Below are 16,596 nucleotides of genomic sequence, written 5' to 3'. Positions count from 1 at the left end.
CAACATGGCACAAATGAATATGCTTGAAGCGATTCGCGATGCGATGCGCGTAGAATTGAAACGGGATGAGAACGTGCTGATCTTTGGCGAGGACGCAGGTAAGGTCGGCGGTGTATTCCGCGTAACGGAAGGTTTGCAGGAAGAATTCGGGGAAGACCGCGTGTTCGATACTCCGCTTGCGGAATCCGCGATTGCGGGTATGGCTGTTGGCATGGGGCTTCAAGGCTTCCGTCCCATCGCCGAGATCCAATTCGTTGGTTTCATCTACGAAGCACTTGATCAAATGTTCATTCAAGCTGCCCGCATGCGTTACCGCTCCGGCGGCCGCTATAACTCGCCGATCGTATTCCGCACACCTTTCGGCGGCGGCGTTAAGGCAGCCGAGCTGCATACGGATTCCCTGGAAGGTCTGGCTGTTCAAACGCCGGGCATCAAGGTTGTTATTCCGTCCAATCCATACGATGCAAAAGGTCTCATGATCTCCGCGATCCGCGATAACGATCCGGTCTTCTTTATGGAGCATCTGAATTTGTATCGCGCGTTTAAAGCTGACGTTCCAGAGGGCGAGTACACGATCGAGATCGGCAAAGCGAACGTTGTTCGCGAAGGCAGCGACGTGACGATCATTGCATATGGCATGATGGTGCATACTGCCGTTAAGGCAGCAGACGAGCTTGAGAAACAAGGCATCAAAGCCGAAGTCATCGACCTTCGTTCCCTGGTGCCGCTCGATATCGACACCCTTGTCGCTTCTATCCAAAAGACGAACCGTGCGATCGTCGTGCAAGAAGCTCAGAAAACTTCCGGCGTAGCGGCTGAGGTTATTGCCCAAATTAACGAAAAAGCGATTCTGCATCTGGAGGCTCCGGTGCTTCGCGTAGCCGGCCCTGACACGGTATATCCGTTCGCTCAGATCGAAGACACTTGGCTGCCTACTCCGGCTCGTATCGTCGCCGCTGCTCAGAAAGTCATTAATTTCTAAATTTATTGTTTCATTCCGGTAGGAATACGGTTATTAAGAAGTTTTTAAAGATCGAGTTCAAAAAGTTCGGTTATCAGTACCGAGAAGATTGAAGGCAGGTAGAAAATGAGGAGCGGAGCATAGCAGAGCTATGTGAGCACCGGAAGTTTCGCCTGCATTCAATATTCGATGTCGACTATGCTACTTGGCATACTTCGTAATGGGAATCGGACTTTTTGAACAACCACTTAAAGGAGGTTGTCATTGGTGGCTAAATTCGAATATCGATTCCCCGAGCTAGGCGAAGGCCTGCATGAAGGCGAAATCGTCAAAGTGCTCATCAAGCCGGGCGCTAAAGTAACGGACGATGATATTATTATGGAAGTACAGAATGACAAGGCAATCGTAGAAGTCCCTTGTCCTGTTAATGGCACGGTGCTAGAAGTATTGGTTAAAGACGGTCAGGTATGCCACGTCGGAGAGCTTGTCGCGGTAATCGACGCGGAAGGCGACATTCCGGAGAGCGCGCAGCCAGCTCCATCCGAAGAGAAAAAGGAAGAAGCGGCTCCTGCTCCCGAGGCAGCTGCAGCACCATCCGCTCCGGCTCCATCCGAAGCGAAACAGGCAAACTCGCAAGTGCTTGCAACGCCAAGCGTGCGCAAGTTCGCTCGCGAAAAGGGCGTAGATTTAGCGCAAGTGTCCGGCACGGGCAAAAACGGCCGCATAACTCGCGAAGACGTAAACGGCTTTGGCGGCGCTCCTGCAGCTTCGACTGAAGCTCCTGCAGCCAGCGCGGCACAAGAAGCTCCAGCTGCAAGCGAAACGAAATCCGCGGCTCCGGCAGCTTCCGGAACGGCATACCGTCCAGAAGAGCGCGTACCATTTAAGGGTATCCGCAAAGCAATCGCAAACGCGATGGTCAAATCGGTATACACGGCTCCGCATGTGACCATTATGGACGAAGTGGACGTTACCGAGCTGGTTGCCCTTCGTGCGAAATACAAGCCATACGCAGAGAAAAAAGGCTCCAAGCTGACTTACTTGCCGTTCATCGTTAAGGCGCTCGTGGCCGCTTGCCGCCAGTTCCCGATCATGAACTCGACGCTGGACGAAGCAAATCAAGAGATCGTCTATCGCAAGTATTACAATATCGGTATCGCAACGGATACGGACAACGGCTTGATCGTTCCGGTTATCGAAGACGCGGATCGCAAAAACCTGTTTATGGTTGCCGATTCCATCCGCGACCTTGCAGCTCGCGGCCGCGACGGCAAACTGACGGCGAATGAACTGAGAGGCAGCACGATCTCGATCTCGAATATCGGTTCCGCTGGCGGCATGTTCTTTACGCCGGTCATCAACTTCCCTGAAGTCGCGATTCTAGGTACCGGCCGGATTTCGGAAAAGCCGGTTGTTCGCAACGGTGAAATCGTCGCCGCTCCGGTTATGGCTCTGTCCCTGAGCTTCGACCATCGTCTCATCGACGGCGCAACGGCTCAGAACTTTATGAACTACATTAAACAGCTTCTGGCGCAGCCTGAACTGTTCATTATGGAGGTTTAACATATGGTAGTTGGAGATGCTTCCCTGGATATTGACACTCTAGTCATCGGCGCAGGTCCCGGCGGTTACGTAGCCGCCATCCGCGCGGCTCAGCTCGGCCAAAACGTATTGGTCGTAGAGAAGGAACATGTCGGCGGCGTATGTCTAAACGTTGGCTGTATTCCTTCCAAAGCTCTGATCAGCGCAGCTCATCAATACGAGTCCATCAGCCACGCTTCCGCATTCGGCATTGAAGTGGGCGAAGCGAAGGTTAATTTTGACAAAGTGCAAGAGTTTAAAAACGGAATCGTCAAAAAGCTGACGGGCGGCGTTGCTTCCCTGCTGAAGGCGAACAAAATCCAATATTTCCATGGCGAAGTCATGTTCATCAACGAGAACGAAGCACGCGTCTTCAACGATCAAGAAGCGCCGCGCTACCGTTTCAAGAACTGCATTATCGCTACGGGTTCCCGTCCGATCGAGCTGAAGGCATTCCCTTACGGCGGCCGCATCGTATCTTCGACAGGCGCGCTGAGCCTGCCTGAAGTTCCGAAGAGCCTTGTCGTTATCGGCGGCGGCTACATCGGCATCGAGCTTGGCCAAATGTACTCCAAGTTCGGTACGAAAGTAACGGTAATCGAAGGTTCCGATTCCATCCTGCCTGGCTTCGACAAAGACATGTCCTCGATCGTCGCGAAGAAGCTGAAAGGCACGAATGTCGATATCGTTACCGGCGCGCAAGCGAAAAGCGCGGAGCAAACGGACAAAGACGTTACGGTCACTTACACGGTAGGCGACAAAGAAGAGAAAGTAACGGCTGATTACTTGCTCGTAACGGTCGGCCGTCGTCCTAATACGGACGGCGAGCTTGGTCTGGACCTGATCGGCGTCAAAATGACGGACCGCGGTCTGGTCGAAGTCGACCAGCAATGCCGCACGAGCATCCCGCATATCTTCGCCATCGGCGACATTATTGCAGGTCCTGCTCTTGCGCACAAAGCGATGTACGAAGGACGCATTGCCGCAGAAGCGATTGCTGGTCAGTCAAGCGTTGTCGACTATAAATGCGTGCCTGCCGTCTGCTTCTCCGATCCCGAATGCGCAAGCGTCGGCCTGAGCGAGAAGGAAGCGAAGGAGCAAGGCCACAATGTAAAAGTGGGCAAATTCCCGTTCGCGATCAACGGCCGCGCCATGTCGCTTAACGCCAACGAAGGTTTCGTGAAGCTGGTATCCGACGCTGAATCCGGTCTTGTGCTTGGCGCGCAAATCATCGGTCTGGAAGCATCCAACATGATCGCCGAGCTTGCTCTGGCTATCGAGATGGGCGCTACGCTTGAAGATATCGCTCTGACGATTCACGCTCACCCTACACTGGGAGAGATCGTGCTGGACGCTGCCGAGGTTGCGCTCGGACATCCGATCCACACTTTCGTCAAATAATTGAGTATTATCCTATAATCGACAAGAGGTCTCGCCGCATTGGATGCGGCGCGGCCTCTTTTGCTCATTGTCAATCTTTTCGTTAACGGCGTTAATGATCGTAAGGAGATGGATAACATGATGTCTGAAAGCAACGAAAAGGTTCAGCTTCCGGCCAAACCGTCCAAAGACTCCAGAACGTTGATGACACAGCTCATCTTCCCCCTGGATACTAATCATCATGATACAATGTTCGGCGGCAAGCTTATGGAATACATGGACAAAGTTGCGGCCATATCCGCCATGAGGCACGCTCGCATGCGGGTTGTGACTGCGTCGACAGACAGCCTTGATTTTCTCGCTCCTATCCATGTAGGCGAGGTTATTGAAGTGGAAGCATTCGTGACGTGGACCAGACGCAGCTCCATGGAAATTTATGTGTCCGTGAACTCCGAAAATTTGTACACAGGCTCACGTAAAACGACTGTTACTGCTTTCTTTACCTTTGTGGCACTGGACGAGAACGGCAAGCCTGCCGAGATATCCAAAGTGTTCCCCGAGTCGGAATTGGAACGTCAGCTTCATGCCAGCGCTCCGGCGAGACATGAGCTTCGGAAGGCTCGCAAGAGCGACAGAACGTCAAAGGCGTGATATAATACTGGGATAAATAAGCAAGGAGCGATAGGGTTATGAGCAGCGAAAACCAATATTTGCAGTTGCTGCGAGACGTGCTCAATAATGGCGTCCGCAAGGAAGACCGAACGGGTACGGGCACGATTTCGACGTTCGGCTATCAGATGAGATTCCCGCTGTCGGAAGGTTTTCCGTTATTAACAACAAAACGCGTATCCTTTAAAATGATTGCGAGCGAGCTGTTCTGGTTCATGCGAGGCGACACAAACATCCGATATTTGTTGCAGAACAACAACAATATATGGAATGAGTGGGCGTTTAAGCGGTGGGTGGAAAGCAACGAATATTCGGGTCCAGATATGACCGACTTCGGCCTGCGCTCCCAACGGGATGAAACGTTCGCGGAGGCGTACAAGCTGGAGATGGCTGCCTTCAAGTCCAAAATTCTGGAAGACGAGTCGTTTGCCGAGCGTTATGGCGAGCTAGGGGATGTCTACGGGAAACAATGGCGGGCATGGAAGACCGCGCGGGGGGAGACGATCGATCAGCTTGGCGATGTCATCCGCACGATCAAGAGCAATCCGGATTCGCGGAGATTAATCGTATCGGCCTGGAATCCGGAGGATGTGCCGACCATGGCTTTGCCGCCGTGCCACACGATGTTCCAATTCTACGTGGCGGAAGGCAAGCTGTCCTGTCAGCTGTATCAGCGCAGCGGCGACATCTTCTTGGGCATCCCGTTTAATATAGCAAGCTACGCGCTCCTGACGCATCTTGTGGCGCACGAATGCGGCTTGGAAGTCGGCGACTTTGTCCATACGCTGGGAGACGCGCATATTTATAGCAATCATTTGGAGCAAATCGAAGCTCAGTTGAGCCGCGAGCCAAAAGCGTTGCCGATCTTGCGCATAAATCCGGACAAGCGTTCTGTATTCCAGTTCGAGCTTTCGGACTTGTTATTGGAAGGTTATGATCCGCATCCGGCGATCAAAGCGCCGGTAGCGGTCTGATGCCCCTGAAGAGAGGTTAGAACATTGACCATAACATTAATCGCGGCGATGGACCGCAATCGTACAATCGGCAAGGGCAATGCCATGCCATGGAAGCTTCCTGCGGAGATGGCTTTTTTCAAAGCGAACACTTTGGGAAAGACCGTATTGATGGGACGCAAAACATTCGAATCGCTAGGCGGCAAGCCGCTTCCCAATCGACGCAATATTGTATTGACCCGTCAGAAAGACCTCGAGCTTCCGGGCAGCGAGATTGTTCATTCCGTTGAAGAAGCGCTTCGATTGATCCCGGAGGACGAAGAGCTGATGATTATCGGAGGCTCCGACATTTACGCGCAGTTCCTTCCTTACGCAAACAAAATATTGCTGACGGAAGTTGAGACAGAGATCATAGGTGGAGACGCGGCTTTCCCCGAATTCAATCCAAAGGAATGGCGGCGTATCGTCGGCGATCGCAAGGAGCCGGATGAACGCAATGCCTACGCCTTCACTTTCGTAACCCATGAGCGACTATAGATGAATTTGACTGCTTCCTGCGGTGTAGACATGATTTGACGAACGATTTGTCAATTAGTGCAAATGATTGTACGGATAATCCATTAACCATCCCGTCACCGGAATGCTAGGATATTATATTATAGTTACCGAAATTTACAACGGGTTGAAACGGTTGAAAAATGAATGGATTCCCGATATATTTTTAGAGAGAGCAGGAGATGCAGCAAACGGGAATACGGATGGAGGAATAGCGATCATGTCTACACCAACGGGATTTATGGAATATCAGCGCGAACTGCCAGCCGATCGCGACCCGATTGAGCGCATTAAAGATTGGAACGAGTTCCACAAGCATCTGTCAGACGAGCAGCTTCGCACGCAAGGCGCGCGCTGCATGGACTGCGGCACTCCTTATTGCCATACGGGCATAGAGCTGGCTGGATCCGTCTCCGGCTGTCCGGTCAACAATCTCATACCAGAATGGAATAACTTGATCTATAGAGGGTTATGGCGCGAAGCGCTTGAACGCCTGCACAAAACAAATAATTTCCCGGAATTTACCGGCCGCGTTTGTCCTGCTCCATGCGAAGGTTCTTGCACGGTAGGCCTGATCGGCGATGCCGTTACAATCAAGACGATCGAGCAAGCGATTATCGATCGTGGTTTCGAAGAAGGTTGGGTTGTTCCGCAACCGCCCAAAATGCGTACAGGCAAACGAGTTGCCGTCGTGGGATCCGGTCCTGCCGGGATGGCTGCGGCGGCACAGCTCAACAAAGCCGGGCATACAGTAACGGTGTACGAGCGCGCTGACCGTATCGGCGGCTTGCTCACTTACGGCATCCCGACAATGAAGCTGGAAAAACATGTCGTACAAAGACGTGTTGATCTGATGATCGAAGAAGGCATCGAGTTCGTGACGAATACCGAGATCGGCAAGGATATTGCAGCAAGCGAGCTTCTTGCGCAATTCGACGCGGTCGTTCTATGCGGAGGCGCTACGAAGGCGCGCGACGTAGAGATCGAAGGCCGCGATCTAAACGGCGTTCATATGGCGATGGATTACTTGAACGGTACGATCAAAAGCTATCTGGATTCCAATCTGGAGGATGGCAAATACCTCTCCGCCAAGGACAAAAACGTGATCGTGATCGGCGGCGGCGATACAGGAACAGACTGTGTCGCAACGGCATTGCGCCATGGCTGCAAGTCGATTACGCAATTTGGCACGGTCGGCAAGGCGCCGCTTACGCGCGATCCGATCAAAAATCCTTGGCCGCAATTCCCGAATGTGTATACGCTGGATTACGCACAAGAAGAAGCCAAAGCGTTGTACGGCGATGATCCCCGTGCTTTCTCCGTCCTTACGAAGAAGTTCGTAGGCGACGAGAACGGCAATCTAAAGGAACTGCACACGGTTCAGATCGAACGTACGGTCGATGAGACGGGGCGCAGAATCTACAAGGACATCCCGGGTACGGAAAAAGTATGGCCGGCAGATCTGGTTTTCATCGCGGTAGGCTTCGAAGGACCGGAGTCGACGCTGATCGACCAGCTCGGTCTAGAGCAAGATCGCCGTTCCAACGTCAAAGCGAAATACGGCGAATACAGCACCAACGTTGATAAAGTATTCGCTGCAGGCGATATGCGCCGAGGACAAAGCCTTGTCGTATGGGCGATTAACGAAGGTCGCGAGGTAGCTCGCGAAGTTGATAAATATTTGATGGGTTCCTCAATGCTGCCTTAACGCAGCCGAGGAACGTCTTCCATAGGACATGGAAGAGTCAAGAGAAGGTAAAAGCGCCCTCGGGCGCTTTTTCTTGCTTTTATGGTATTATCGTATGGAAAGCGAGGAATGAACGATGATCAAATATGGATTGGATACGGTCGCCGAGCTCAAGTTCAGCTCCTTCGAATTCCGTATCGAGCGCAGGGATGAACAATGGATTGATATTTATATACAGCCTGGGCTTGAGGAAGAGACACCAGTCCCAAGCGATATGATCGCCTTTACGGTATGGGTCATCTGCACGCATGACGGGACCGTCGTACAAATGCTGCCGCAAGATGAGGATTGCGACTGCGAATACGGCTTCACAGTGGGGGAGAAGGAGCAAATTGCTGCTTTTATTGCCAGCGAAGCGATTCAAAGCGAAATCGCCAATCTAACTTCGCCGTAAGCAGGGAAGTTATGGTAGAATCGGTGTAAGAGATTCGTAGGAGGGGAACTGCGGATGACAGCCGATCAAGCTTATGTGCTTACACCTCGGGACGTACGCCAGATACGAAATTACGTATTGAACAAATACGCCGGGATGCCAAGCCGCAAGCGCGCTGAGATCGTTGCCGATGCGGTATCGCGAATCATTTACAGACAGCTTCCCGATTTCGACGGGGCTGTTAAACATGCATTAACAAGCCAACTGATCCGTACGATCGTATTAGAGGAGAATCGATCTGTCTGCAGCGATGATATTTTCCAACAATGTATGGAGCTTGATCACAATGATGAAGCGATACGCCGGCCTCTTGATCGGTGGGTCAGGGAGCAGGAGCGCAAGCTGCAATCAACTGCAGAATTACGTACTGCGGATATCGGAATAAGGGATTGGTCATGAGAGTCTCCGATTAACGCGGCTGCAATGCCAGACAGTCATAGCAAACGCATGCGTCGGCGAGTGCTAACGTATGGCCTTCTATGTCTGCTAATCGTTGCATCTATTACCTTATATACGTGGCAGTCAGCAACCCCCATCCTGCAAGGAGGGCGTCCTTCCGTCGTTGTACCGGTGCCCCAGCAGCAGCATGTCGAGGCTCCACCGGTCGCTCTTAACGAATTGCCTGCCGGATTGCGGTATGCCGAAGTCGATCGGGAACGGTTAATGGCTTATTTAAGTGAACGGAATTCGTTATTGGCGGACAAGCATTATTTGGATGCGATTCTAAACACCGCGGAGCAATTCGACATTCATCCTGCATTGCTGTTCGCGATTACGGGGCAAGAGCAGGGGTTCGTGCCTGTCACTCACAAGAAGGCCAAACAAATTGCGAATAATCCATTTAACGTCTTCCACAGCTGGGAAGAGTTTAATACGAATATCGAACAATCATCGGCTATAGCCGCTCGGACGATTAATCGTCTCAGCAAGGACAGGCCGTCGGATGTGGATCCTATTGTCTGGATTAACAGAGAATACGCGGAGGATCCAAACTGGTCGAAAGGCGTTAGCTTGATCATGCGTGACATTGTAATGTCATTGGATGGATCCTAGCAGCCTGGAATGAAGCTAGAGAGGGAGCGGAGCTCATGATGAAGACGCTGGTCATTGCAGAAAAGCCGGATATGGGACGCAACATCGCTTCCGCTATTGAACCGAAGGCGAAAAATCATCGAACTTATATCGAAGGCGAACAGTATATCATTACATGGGCGATCGGTCATTTAATCGGACTCGCTGAGCCCGACGCTTATGATGAGAAATACAAGAAGTGGAATATTCAGCATTTGCCCATTATTCCTGATCAATTCAAGCTAGTGCCCAATCGCAAAACGATCGACCAGCTTAAAGTCATCGGCGAGCTGGCCAAGCGATGCGGCTCGCTTGTAAATGGCTGCGATGCCGGGCGGGAAGGGCAATACATCTTCTCGCTTATTCAACGTCACTTGAAGCTGAAGCAGCCCGTTAAGCGGCTCTGGATCTCCGATTTGACGCCGGAGACGATTCGCAAAGGATTTGCGGAGCTAAAGGAAGGCAGCGAGTATGACAATTTGACCAAGGCTGCCACCGCGCGCAGCGAAGCGGACTGGCTGATCGGCATGAACGGCTCGCGCGCGTTTACGACGAAGCATAATGTCCTGCTTTCCGTAGGGCGCGTGCAGACTCCCGTGCTGGCCCTCATTTACGATCGGCAGAAAACGATCGAGGCGTTTACGTCCCTGAAATATTTTGAGGTGGAGGCGACATTCATCCAGGACGATACGACGTATCGGGGGATGTGGCAAGGCGAACGGATGACGGAGAAGGAAAAAGCGGAAGCGATTGCGGCCAAGGTAAAGGGCAAATCGGGGAGGATTGCCACCTACGAGATCAAGGATGTCAAGGAATACCCGTTCAAGCTGTATGACCTGACCTTGCTGCAGAGGGAAGCGAACGGCAAGTACGGCTTCTCGGCCAAAAAGACGTTAGACACCGCCCAATCCTTGTACGAGAAGCACAAGGTCATTTCATATCCGAGAACCAACTCTAACTACGTGACGGAACAGAACATCCCTGAGATGCATAAAACCTTGCAATCGTTAAAAGGGACGACCTATAACGAATGGGCCGAAGGCGCGAACCGTTCCCTGGTCCATAAGGGGAATAAGTTCGTATGCAATCCCACCAAGGTCGAGGATCACCATGCGATTTTGCCTACCAATCGCAAAGCCGGAGGATTGTCCCCCGATGAGCAGAAGTTGTACGATCTGATCGTCCGAAGATTCTTGTCCCACTTCTATCCGGCAGCGGAATATAAAACGCATACCGTTGTGACGGAGGTAGAGGGAGAAAACTTCAAAACGAACGTAAAGGAATTGCTCAGTTTGGGCTGGAAGGCGATTTATGCGGACCAAAGCAAAGGCAATGAGAAAAGCACGAAGAAGGGCAAAGAAGAGGAAGCCGAGCAAGAAGACGAGGTGAACGAGCCCTTTCATCTTGACCGCGATCGTCCCGTGTTGTGCCGGAATGCGGCGATGAAGGAGAAGGACACTCAGCCTCCCAAAGCTTATACGGAAGGCACGCTGCTCAAAGCGATGGAAAGCGCAGGCAAGCAGATCGAGGATGAGGAAGTTCGAGATGCCATGAAGGATTCCGGGCTCGGAACGCCTGCAACGCGCGCGGCCACGATCGAACGGCTTAAAAATGTGGGGTACATCGAGATGCAAGGCAAAAGGATTTTGGTTACGCAGAAGGGAAGGACGGCCATCGAGCTCATCCGTGCGGCTGGCGTAGAGCTGCTTACTTCACCCGAAATGACGGGGATGTGGGAGAAACGACTAACTGAAATTGCGCGCGGAGGGGCATCCAATCTGCAGTTCATGGACAACGTGAAGAAGTTCGCCACTATGATTGTGGAGAAGGTCAGACTGCAGTCGCGTGCGGATGTAGCGGCATTTGGGTCTGAGCAGTCGGCGGAGCGCGGCAGAGGAAAAGGGGCGGCTCGTGGACCGCGCTCATCTACAAGAGGGAGAGCTGGAGCCGCAGGGAGAAGCGAAACCGGCGCCTCAAAAACAACAAGGAAATCTTCGGAGCAGGTCCAGGACGGAGAGCCCCGGACTATAGCGGCGTGTCCGAGACCGGGCTGCGGCGGGCGCCTCTTTATGGGACGCAAGGGCTATGGCTGCTCCAATTATCGCAGCGGCTGCAAGTTCGTCATCTGGAAGGAAAGCTTCGGCCGAAACTTGACGGAGGCGCAGGTCAAGGCGCTTGCGGAGAAAGGCAAGACTGCCAAGCTGAAGCTGGTTCTGGATGACGGCAGCAGCATCGAAGGCCGCATTGTCGTTCGAAACGCCGCAAACGGCGAGCTGGCTGTTGAGAATTAGTTTGTGTACCTTTATTTATTATTTGCCAATAAAGCGGTGAATCGCCGGAGGAACATCTTGCAGATGATCCAGCGTCAGGAACGCGCCCTTAGGCTGCACGTTAATGCCAATGACGTTGTACTGCCATTCCTCCAATGTCCGCATATGAATGGCGTGGATGCCGGCTGTTAGCGCCGGTACGACGTCCGTACGGATGGAGTTGCCGATCATCCAGGTGTGTTTCCGATCGAAATCGCTGTTCTTCAGGATTTGCTCCAAGGCATCGTTGTTTTTTAGTTGGCGAATGTAGATGCGCGAGCCGAAGTAACGCTCCAAATTCATCTGCTCGATCTTGCGGCGTTGGATAAGCAGCTCTCCGCCTGTATAGAGATGAAGCTCATGTCCCGCCTCGGCCAGCGCGTCAAGCGTCTGCTCCATATGGGGATAAGGCTCTGTCTGATGTTCGTAGACACCAAGACCCAGCTTCCACAGGAAATCGACTTCCACGGCTGAGCGCTTGCGTCCGGTCAGATCGCTGTAATACGCGTAGGTATCAATAAAGGATTGTGGGAAATGTTCGCTCTTGAAGCCGCTGTTTCCAATAAGAGCAACATCGATTTCGTGCTGCATCTCCCTTACGGAGTCAGCCGTTACGACCTCGTACCCTTGAAACCAGGTGGTCATGGAGTCAACGAATTGGTCCACTACGAAGAAAAAGTATTTGTTGCAATAGATAAGCGTGTCGTCGAGATCGAACAGGATCTGTTGTTTCATATGTGCAGTCTCCTTTGGCAAGGGTATAGCCGTGTATGATCAATCTACCGTAAAGCCATTGCAGAGTCAATCCAGGGGAGCTACATAGATTGGTCCTCACCTTCGCATAATGGTAGTGGAGGTGAGGACATGCCGCATAACAAAAGCAACAAAAAGGACAACCTTTACAACGAATCCAGCATCAACGAACCGGAAGTGACGGTCAAAGCGGAGAAGGGGGCTAAACGCCCGCCAAGCTTAAATGGCATTAACAAGCAGCAGAGTTAGCCAAGGGAAGCCGTTCCCATAACGGGTATCGCCAGATCGCCATGTTGCTTTAGCGCTACAACAAAGGGGCTGTCAAAGTCGCATTGACTTGAACAGCCCCTTATTCCTATATAACAAATCAAGTCGGAATTAAGCGTATTTCAATTGCGAAGCAGCCACGACATTTTTAATGAATGCGATGCGCTTGCGAACATAGAAGTCACGGCTATCTCCCCTTAAATCCTTGGGGCGTATCACCTCCTCCGTGTTGTTATCGATGATAACAAGTTTCCCGTCATTGTAAAACTTGAAAGTCAAATCTCGGTGTGGACGTACTTTCTCGACATAGCGGAAATTCTCACAGTTGGTCTTCATGGTGATCTAGCCTCCTTATAGGGTTTATGAAGTTTTTAGAACGTTTGTTCCTATTTTTATTATACCAAACATTTGTTCGGGTGGAAAGTGTTTTTTATTTCACGTAAACTAGATTTATAGAAGCTTTTGCAGCGACAGAAAGGGAGCGGAAGATGCTACGGATAAAAGGATTGACGAAACGTATTCCCGGAGGACCGAAAGTACTCAGCGACATCAGCTTCGATGCTTACGAAGGGGATTTTATCGCGGTGAAAGGAAGCAGCGGCAGCGGCAAGTCGATGCTGCTGAAATGTCTTGCCTTGCAGGAAGCATGGTCGAGCGGAAGTTATCAGTTCGACGGCAAGGACGTGCTCGGGGGCGGCTGGTCTGCCAAGATGAAGGTCAAACGCCAAGTAGCCTATCTGGAAGAGAAGCCTTACTTGAATCCGGACAAAACAGGTCTCAAAAACGTCATTATCGGTTCCGTCAGTCAAACGCCCGCGTGGAGACGATGGACAGGCATGATGCGCAATGACGATTACATGGGCGCCATGGACATGATCGAGAAGCGCGGTTTGATCGACAAGGCCCATATGAAAGCGAAGCATCTCAGCGGCGGCGAACGTCAGCGGATGGCGATTGCCAGGGCGCTTGTGCACGGTGCTAAAGTAATCGTGGCGGACGAGCCGGTATCCGGACTTGATCCGCATGCGGCGGATGCCGTGCTTGGCGAGTTGAAAGCGCTATGCAAGGATGAAGGCATTATCGTCATAGCCGTCCTGCATCAAGGCGACTGGGCGGAAAGGTATGCGGACCGGATTCTCGGTCTTAACGGAGGGCAGCTGGTGCTGGATGTGTACGGCCGCAGGTTGACCGAACGTGAGAAACGCCAGTTGGATTAATTTATTCGGGAAAATTGCATTTTTGGATGGATCTCGAATGGAATAGGCAGAACGGAGCATAGAATAGAGCATCTTTCAAGACAGGAAGGTGTGTTCTTCTATGCCTACTCCCAATCCGCTCGTCGTGCGGACGGTAGTATCTACATTTCCGAAGGCCAGCATTAAAATACCGCAAGTGTCGGGGAGCTCTCATCCAGGCGCCGACTTGCTTATGAACGAAACGATTATGGCTCATGTCCGCCAGCTTGTTCACGAGCAGGGAAGTTTGGAAGATCCCAAAGCGGAGATGATCGGCTACTTCGAGCTCAAGACGAACGAAAAGGACATATTCAGCTTGTCGTTGATCAACTATGCCTACACGGGAGGAGCTCATGGCATGACGCTTCAGGTCTCCCTGACGTTCCGATCTTCGACGGGCCATACTTATGAGCTTGAACAGCTCTTTAAGCCCGGCAGCGATTATGTTGGAGTAATCAGCAAGATTGTGGCGGCTGGAATCAAGGCAAGGGGAATCGAAACGCTAGAGCCTTTCAAGGCAATCTCGCCGGAGCAATCGTTCTACGTTGCCGACCGTTCGCTTGTGATCTACTTCCAATTGTATGAATTGGCTGCTTACGTATACGGCTTTATTTATTTCCCTATCCCGGTTTACGAGCTGCAAGCTATCATTGCGGAGGTTGGACCGCTAGCTCCAATGCTGGAAGGTTAGAAACGACTTATAGTAGATTCCATAAATAAAATATCGTAATAATTGAAGCGTCCTGCCTGTTGGCGGGGCGCTTCTTGGCGAGCTTGGCGGTATTTGCCGGCAATAAGGGTCATGCTGTATGAAGCGCGATCATACATTATCGTAGGAGGCGATACGATGGTCGTTGCAATATTAGGCGTGCTGCTTGCCGCCATTCCGTGCTTGTTCAGTGTACTGGTCGCCCGGAAGGCTCTGCGAGGCTTGCGTGCCGGCACATACCAAAGTTTGATTCCATATGGCAAGGACATGCAAGCCGCACAGGATAAAAGCGAGCTTCAGCGGTTCGGGCTGCCGCAGGTTCTGCCCCGTAAGGGGGGAGGTCTGTCCGCCGCCGCGAAGTCGTTTAACGCAATGGGCATGGTCGGCGGCGCCGCCTTATTATTTGGTCCGGCTCTCGCATCCGGCGGACCGTCTGTCATTGGGTTCGGCTTGCCGCTGGTCGCGTTGTTATCACTCTGCGTCAGCTCGGCAATCGCCGAGCTGGCTTCCGGAGTTCCGACTGCGGGAGGCGTCTACCATGCCGCTTATCAGCTCGGAGGACGCAAGTGGGGGATGAGGGCGGGTTGGCTTCAGCTTGCGGGAAATATGGTCAAGCTTGCATTGTTTATAGGAGGCTTTGCATATTTGGCTGATGGTCTGCTGGCCTCGCGATTGGGGTATGAAAGCTCGTCGATTTCGTTGTTTATCGTTGCCGCAACAGCTGTTTTGACTCAAGGGTTAATAGGGCAATATACATCCGGATTCTCGGAGAAAATAGAAGCAGGGGGCACATGGCTTCAATTAATCATAATGTTGTTGGCGCTTGCCGGGCTCACATGGTTGTTCTGGCCAGGGGATTATTCTCCCGTTGTTTTGTATCAAGGACTGGATATCGGCTTAACGGATCCTGTCGGGCTGCTGCCGTTCGTCATCGGTTTGTTGTTGCTGTCTGCCTTGTTTACGGGCATGGATGGGGCCGGGCATGGAGCAGAGGAGATCGTGGAGCCGCGTATACGCGTCCCGTGGGGAATTTTTTTGTCCAGCTCCTACACGTATATAGGCTTGTTGATCGTTTTGCTGCTTATGTCGCTTATCACCCTGCCTGGAAGCGGGGTGCTTGGGGAAGCTTACGGTGTTCTTCAAACGACGGGACTTACGAGTTTTACGGAATATGCCGCCGCTGCCTGGGGAGGCTCTTACCTGCTCCCGGCGCTAATTCTCCTCTCTTTGTGGCAGAGCGGTCTGCAAACAATGACGTCTTGCTCCAGAGTCGCGTTTAGCTTGGCGAGGGATGGAGCGATCCCGTTCAGCAGCAGGCTGTCGATGTACTCCTATCGACGAAACGCGCCCCTGTACGCGATTTGGTTTGCCGCAACGGCGGCCATCTTGCTGCTTGTCAGTACAGTTGTATGGCAAGCGAACGAGAGCTTTATGGCCCTTGTCTCGGCTTCGATTGTCTTATTGCATCTAGCAGCCGTTATCCCGATCGGCCTGAGATGGCAAGCGGATCGAAAGGCTGGGGCGGCCAAGCGCCGGATGACGAAAGAGGCATTTAAATCGCGACATGGGGCCGGCGATCCGCCGCCTCCTTGGCATTTGGGCAATTGGGGGCAAGTCATCCGCCTGGTGGCGATGGTCTGGCTCGTATTCAGCGCTATTTTGACAGCGGGTATCGTTCATTCGTTTGGAGGTATCGTTGCTGCAGTCGTCATGCTTGCAGGGACTGCTGCGGGCGCCAGTTTAATTGCGGTTAAGCAGCCGTCAAGCCATTGAGACGGTTAGTCGGGATTAATATCACGTCGACATAAGAATCTTGAGAATGTTCAGACAATTATGACAGGGAAGAGAGTAACGGGAAATGGAAGGGGAAGGTTGGGAAATGAAAGTCTGTTTATAATAATCATTTCCCGGGGAAGCGCAAGTTTTTACAGAATGAAGATTGTTTCGACAGCGCCGTCCAATAATGGGAGGAG

Annotated in this window: 17 protein-coding genes; 15 read left to right on the top strand and 2 right to left on the bottom strand. The window is 52.1% G+C overall.

What is annotated here, in order from left to right:
* The first annotated feature begins 4 nt into the window (after nt 1–4).
* From B1748_RS17745 to B1748_RS17695, 11 genes are all read left to right on the top strand, one after another.
* Complete coding sequence (locus B1748_RS17745) at nt 5–982, top strand: alpha-ketoacid dehydrogenase subunit beta (RefSeq protein WP_087569270.1); 978 nt, start codon at nt 5–7, stop codon at nt 980–982.
* A gap of 246 nt (nt 983–1,228) precedes the next feature.
* Entirely contained in the window at nt 1,229–2,524 is a 1,296-nt protein-coding gene (locus B1748_RS17740) for a dihydrolipoamide acetyltransferase family protein (RefSeq protein ID WP_087569269.1), read from the top strand.
* Between the two features lie 3 nt (nt 2,525–2,527).
* Nucleotides 2,528–3,943, top strand: coding sequence for a dihydrolipoyl dehydrogenase (lpdA, locus tag B1748_RS17735; RefSeq protein ID WP_087569268.1), 1,416 nt, complete (start codon nt 2,528–2,530; stop codon nt 3,941–3,943).
* A gap of 117 nt (nt 3,944–4,060) precedes the next feature.
* Nucleotides 4,061–4,573: an acyl-CoA thioesterase gene (locus tag B1748_RS17730; RefSeq protein WP_087569362.1), complete on the top strand. Its 513-nt coding sequence runs from the start codon at nt 4,061–4,063 to the stop codon at nt 4,571–4,573.
* Nucleotides 4,574–4,611: 38 nt separating this feature from the next.
* A complete protein-coding gene (locus B1748_RS17725; protein ID WP_087569267.1) occupies nt 4,612–5,565 on the top strand; it encodes a thymidylate synthase in 954 nt (317 codons plus the stop codon).
* A gap of 24 nt (nt 5,566–5,589) precedes the next feature.
* Nucleotides 5,590–6,081 carry a dihydrofolate reductase gene (locus B1748_RS17720; RefSeq protein WP_087569266.1) on the top strand — a complete coding sequence of 164 codons (492 nt, stop codon included), beginning with the start codon at nt 5,590–5,592 and terminating at the stop codon, nt 6,079–6,081.
* 238 nt (nt 6,082–6,319) lie between these two features.
* A complete protein-coding gene (locus tag B1748_RS17715) occupies nt 6,320–7,807 on the top strand; it encodes a glutamate synthase subunit beta (protein WP_087569265.1) in 1,488 nt (495 codons plus the stop codon).
* Between the two features lie 115 nt (nt 7,808–7,922).
* On the top strand, nt 7,923–8,240 hold the full coding sequence (locus tag B1748_RS17710; RefSeq protein ID WP_087569264.1) for a hypothetical protein: 318 nt from the start codon (nt 7,923–7,925) through the stop codon (nt 8,238–8,240).
* A gap of 54 nt (nt 8,241–8,294) precedes the next feature.
* Nucleotides 8,295–8,678: a hypothetical protein gene (locus B1748_RS17705; protein ID WP_087569263.1), complete on the top strand. Its 384-nt coding sequence runs from the start codon at nt 8,295–8,297 to the stop codon at nt 8,676–8,678.
* A gap of 60 nt (nt 8,679–8,738) precedes the next feature.
* Nucleotides 8,739–9,332: a glucosaminidase domain-containing protein gene (locus tag B1748_RS17700; RefSeq protein WP_179215654.1), complete on the top strand. Its 594-nt coding sequence runs from the start codon at nt 8,739–8,741 to the stop codon at nt 9,330–9,332.
* Between the two features lie 38 nt (nt 9,333–9,370).
* Nucleotides 9,371–11,641, top strand: a complete 2,271-nt coding sequence (locus B1748_RS17695) for a type IA DNA topoisomerase (protein ID WP_087569361.1) — start codon at nt 9,371–9,373, stop codon at nt 11,639–11,641.
* Nucleotides 11,642–11,659: 18 nt separating this feature from the next.
* Here the strand turns inward: B1748_RS17695 and B1748_RS17690 are convergent, their stop codons facing one another.
* Nucleotides 11,660–12,394, bottom strand: coding sequence for an HAD family hydrolase (locus B1748_RS17690; RefSeq protein ID WP_087569261.1), 735 nt, complete (start codon nt 12,392–12,394; stop codon nt 11,660–11,662).
* Between the two features lie 129 nt (nt 12,395–12,523).
* Here B1748_RS17690 and B1748_RS36875 point away from each other — a divergent pair, with 129 nt between their 5' ends.
* Nucleotides 12,524–12,661 carry a hypothetical protein gene (locus B1748_RS36875; RefSeq protein WP_179215653.1) on the top strand — a complete coding sequence of 46 codons (138 nt, stop codon included), beginning with the start codon at nt 12,524–12,526 and terminating at the stop codon, nt 12,659–12,661.
* A gap of 129 nt (nt 12,662–12,790) precedes the next feature.
* On the opposite strand, the gene B1748_RS17685 is transcribed toward B1748_RS36875, so the two are convergent.
* Nucleotides 12,791–13,015 carry a hypothetical protein gene (locus B1748_RS17685; protein WP_087569260.1) on the bottom strand — a complete coding sequence of 75 codons (225 nt, stop codon included), beginning with the start codon at nt 13,013–13,015 and terminating at the stop codon, nt 12,791–12,793.
* A gap of 152 nt (nt 13,016–13,167) precedes the next feature.
* Between B1748_RS17685 and B1748_RS17680 the strand changes: the two genes are divergently transcribed.
* The 3 genes from B1748_RS17680 to B1748_RS17670 all read left to right on the top strand — a co-directional run bounded on the left by B1748_RS17680 (nt 13,168) and on the right by B1748_RS17670 (nt 16,396).
* On the top strand, nt 13,168–13,896 hold the full coding sequence (locus B1748_RS17680; RefSeq protein ID WP_087569259.1) for a phosphonate ABC transporter ATP-binding protein: 729 nt from the start codon (nt 13,168–13,170) through the stop codon (nt 13,894–13,896).
* Between the two features lie 100 nt (nt 13,897–13,996).
* A complete protein-coding gene (locus B1748_RS17675) occupies nt 13,997–14,605 on the top strand; it encodes a DUF3298 and DUF4163 domain-containing protein (RefSeq protein ID WP_087569258.1) in 609 nt (202 codons plus the stop codon).
* Between the two features lie 156 nt (nt 14,606–14,761).
* Nucleotides 14,762–16,396 (top strand): amino acid permease, encoded by a 1,635-nt coding sequence (locus B1748_RS17670; protein ID WP_179215652.1) that lies wholly within the window; start codon nt 14,762–14,764, stop codon nt 16,394–16,396.
* The last annotated feature ends 200 nt before the right edge of the window (nt 16,397–16,596 follow it).

The sequence above is a fragment of the Paenibacillus sp. MY03 genome (assembly GCF_002165585.1).
GTDB lineage: Bacteria > Bacillota > Bacilli > Paenibacillales > Paenibacillaceae > Pristimantibacillus > Pristimantibacillus agaridevorans.
Note: the sequence above shows the minus strand (reverse complement) of the source record. Positions and strands in the feature narration are given on the sequence as shown.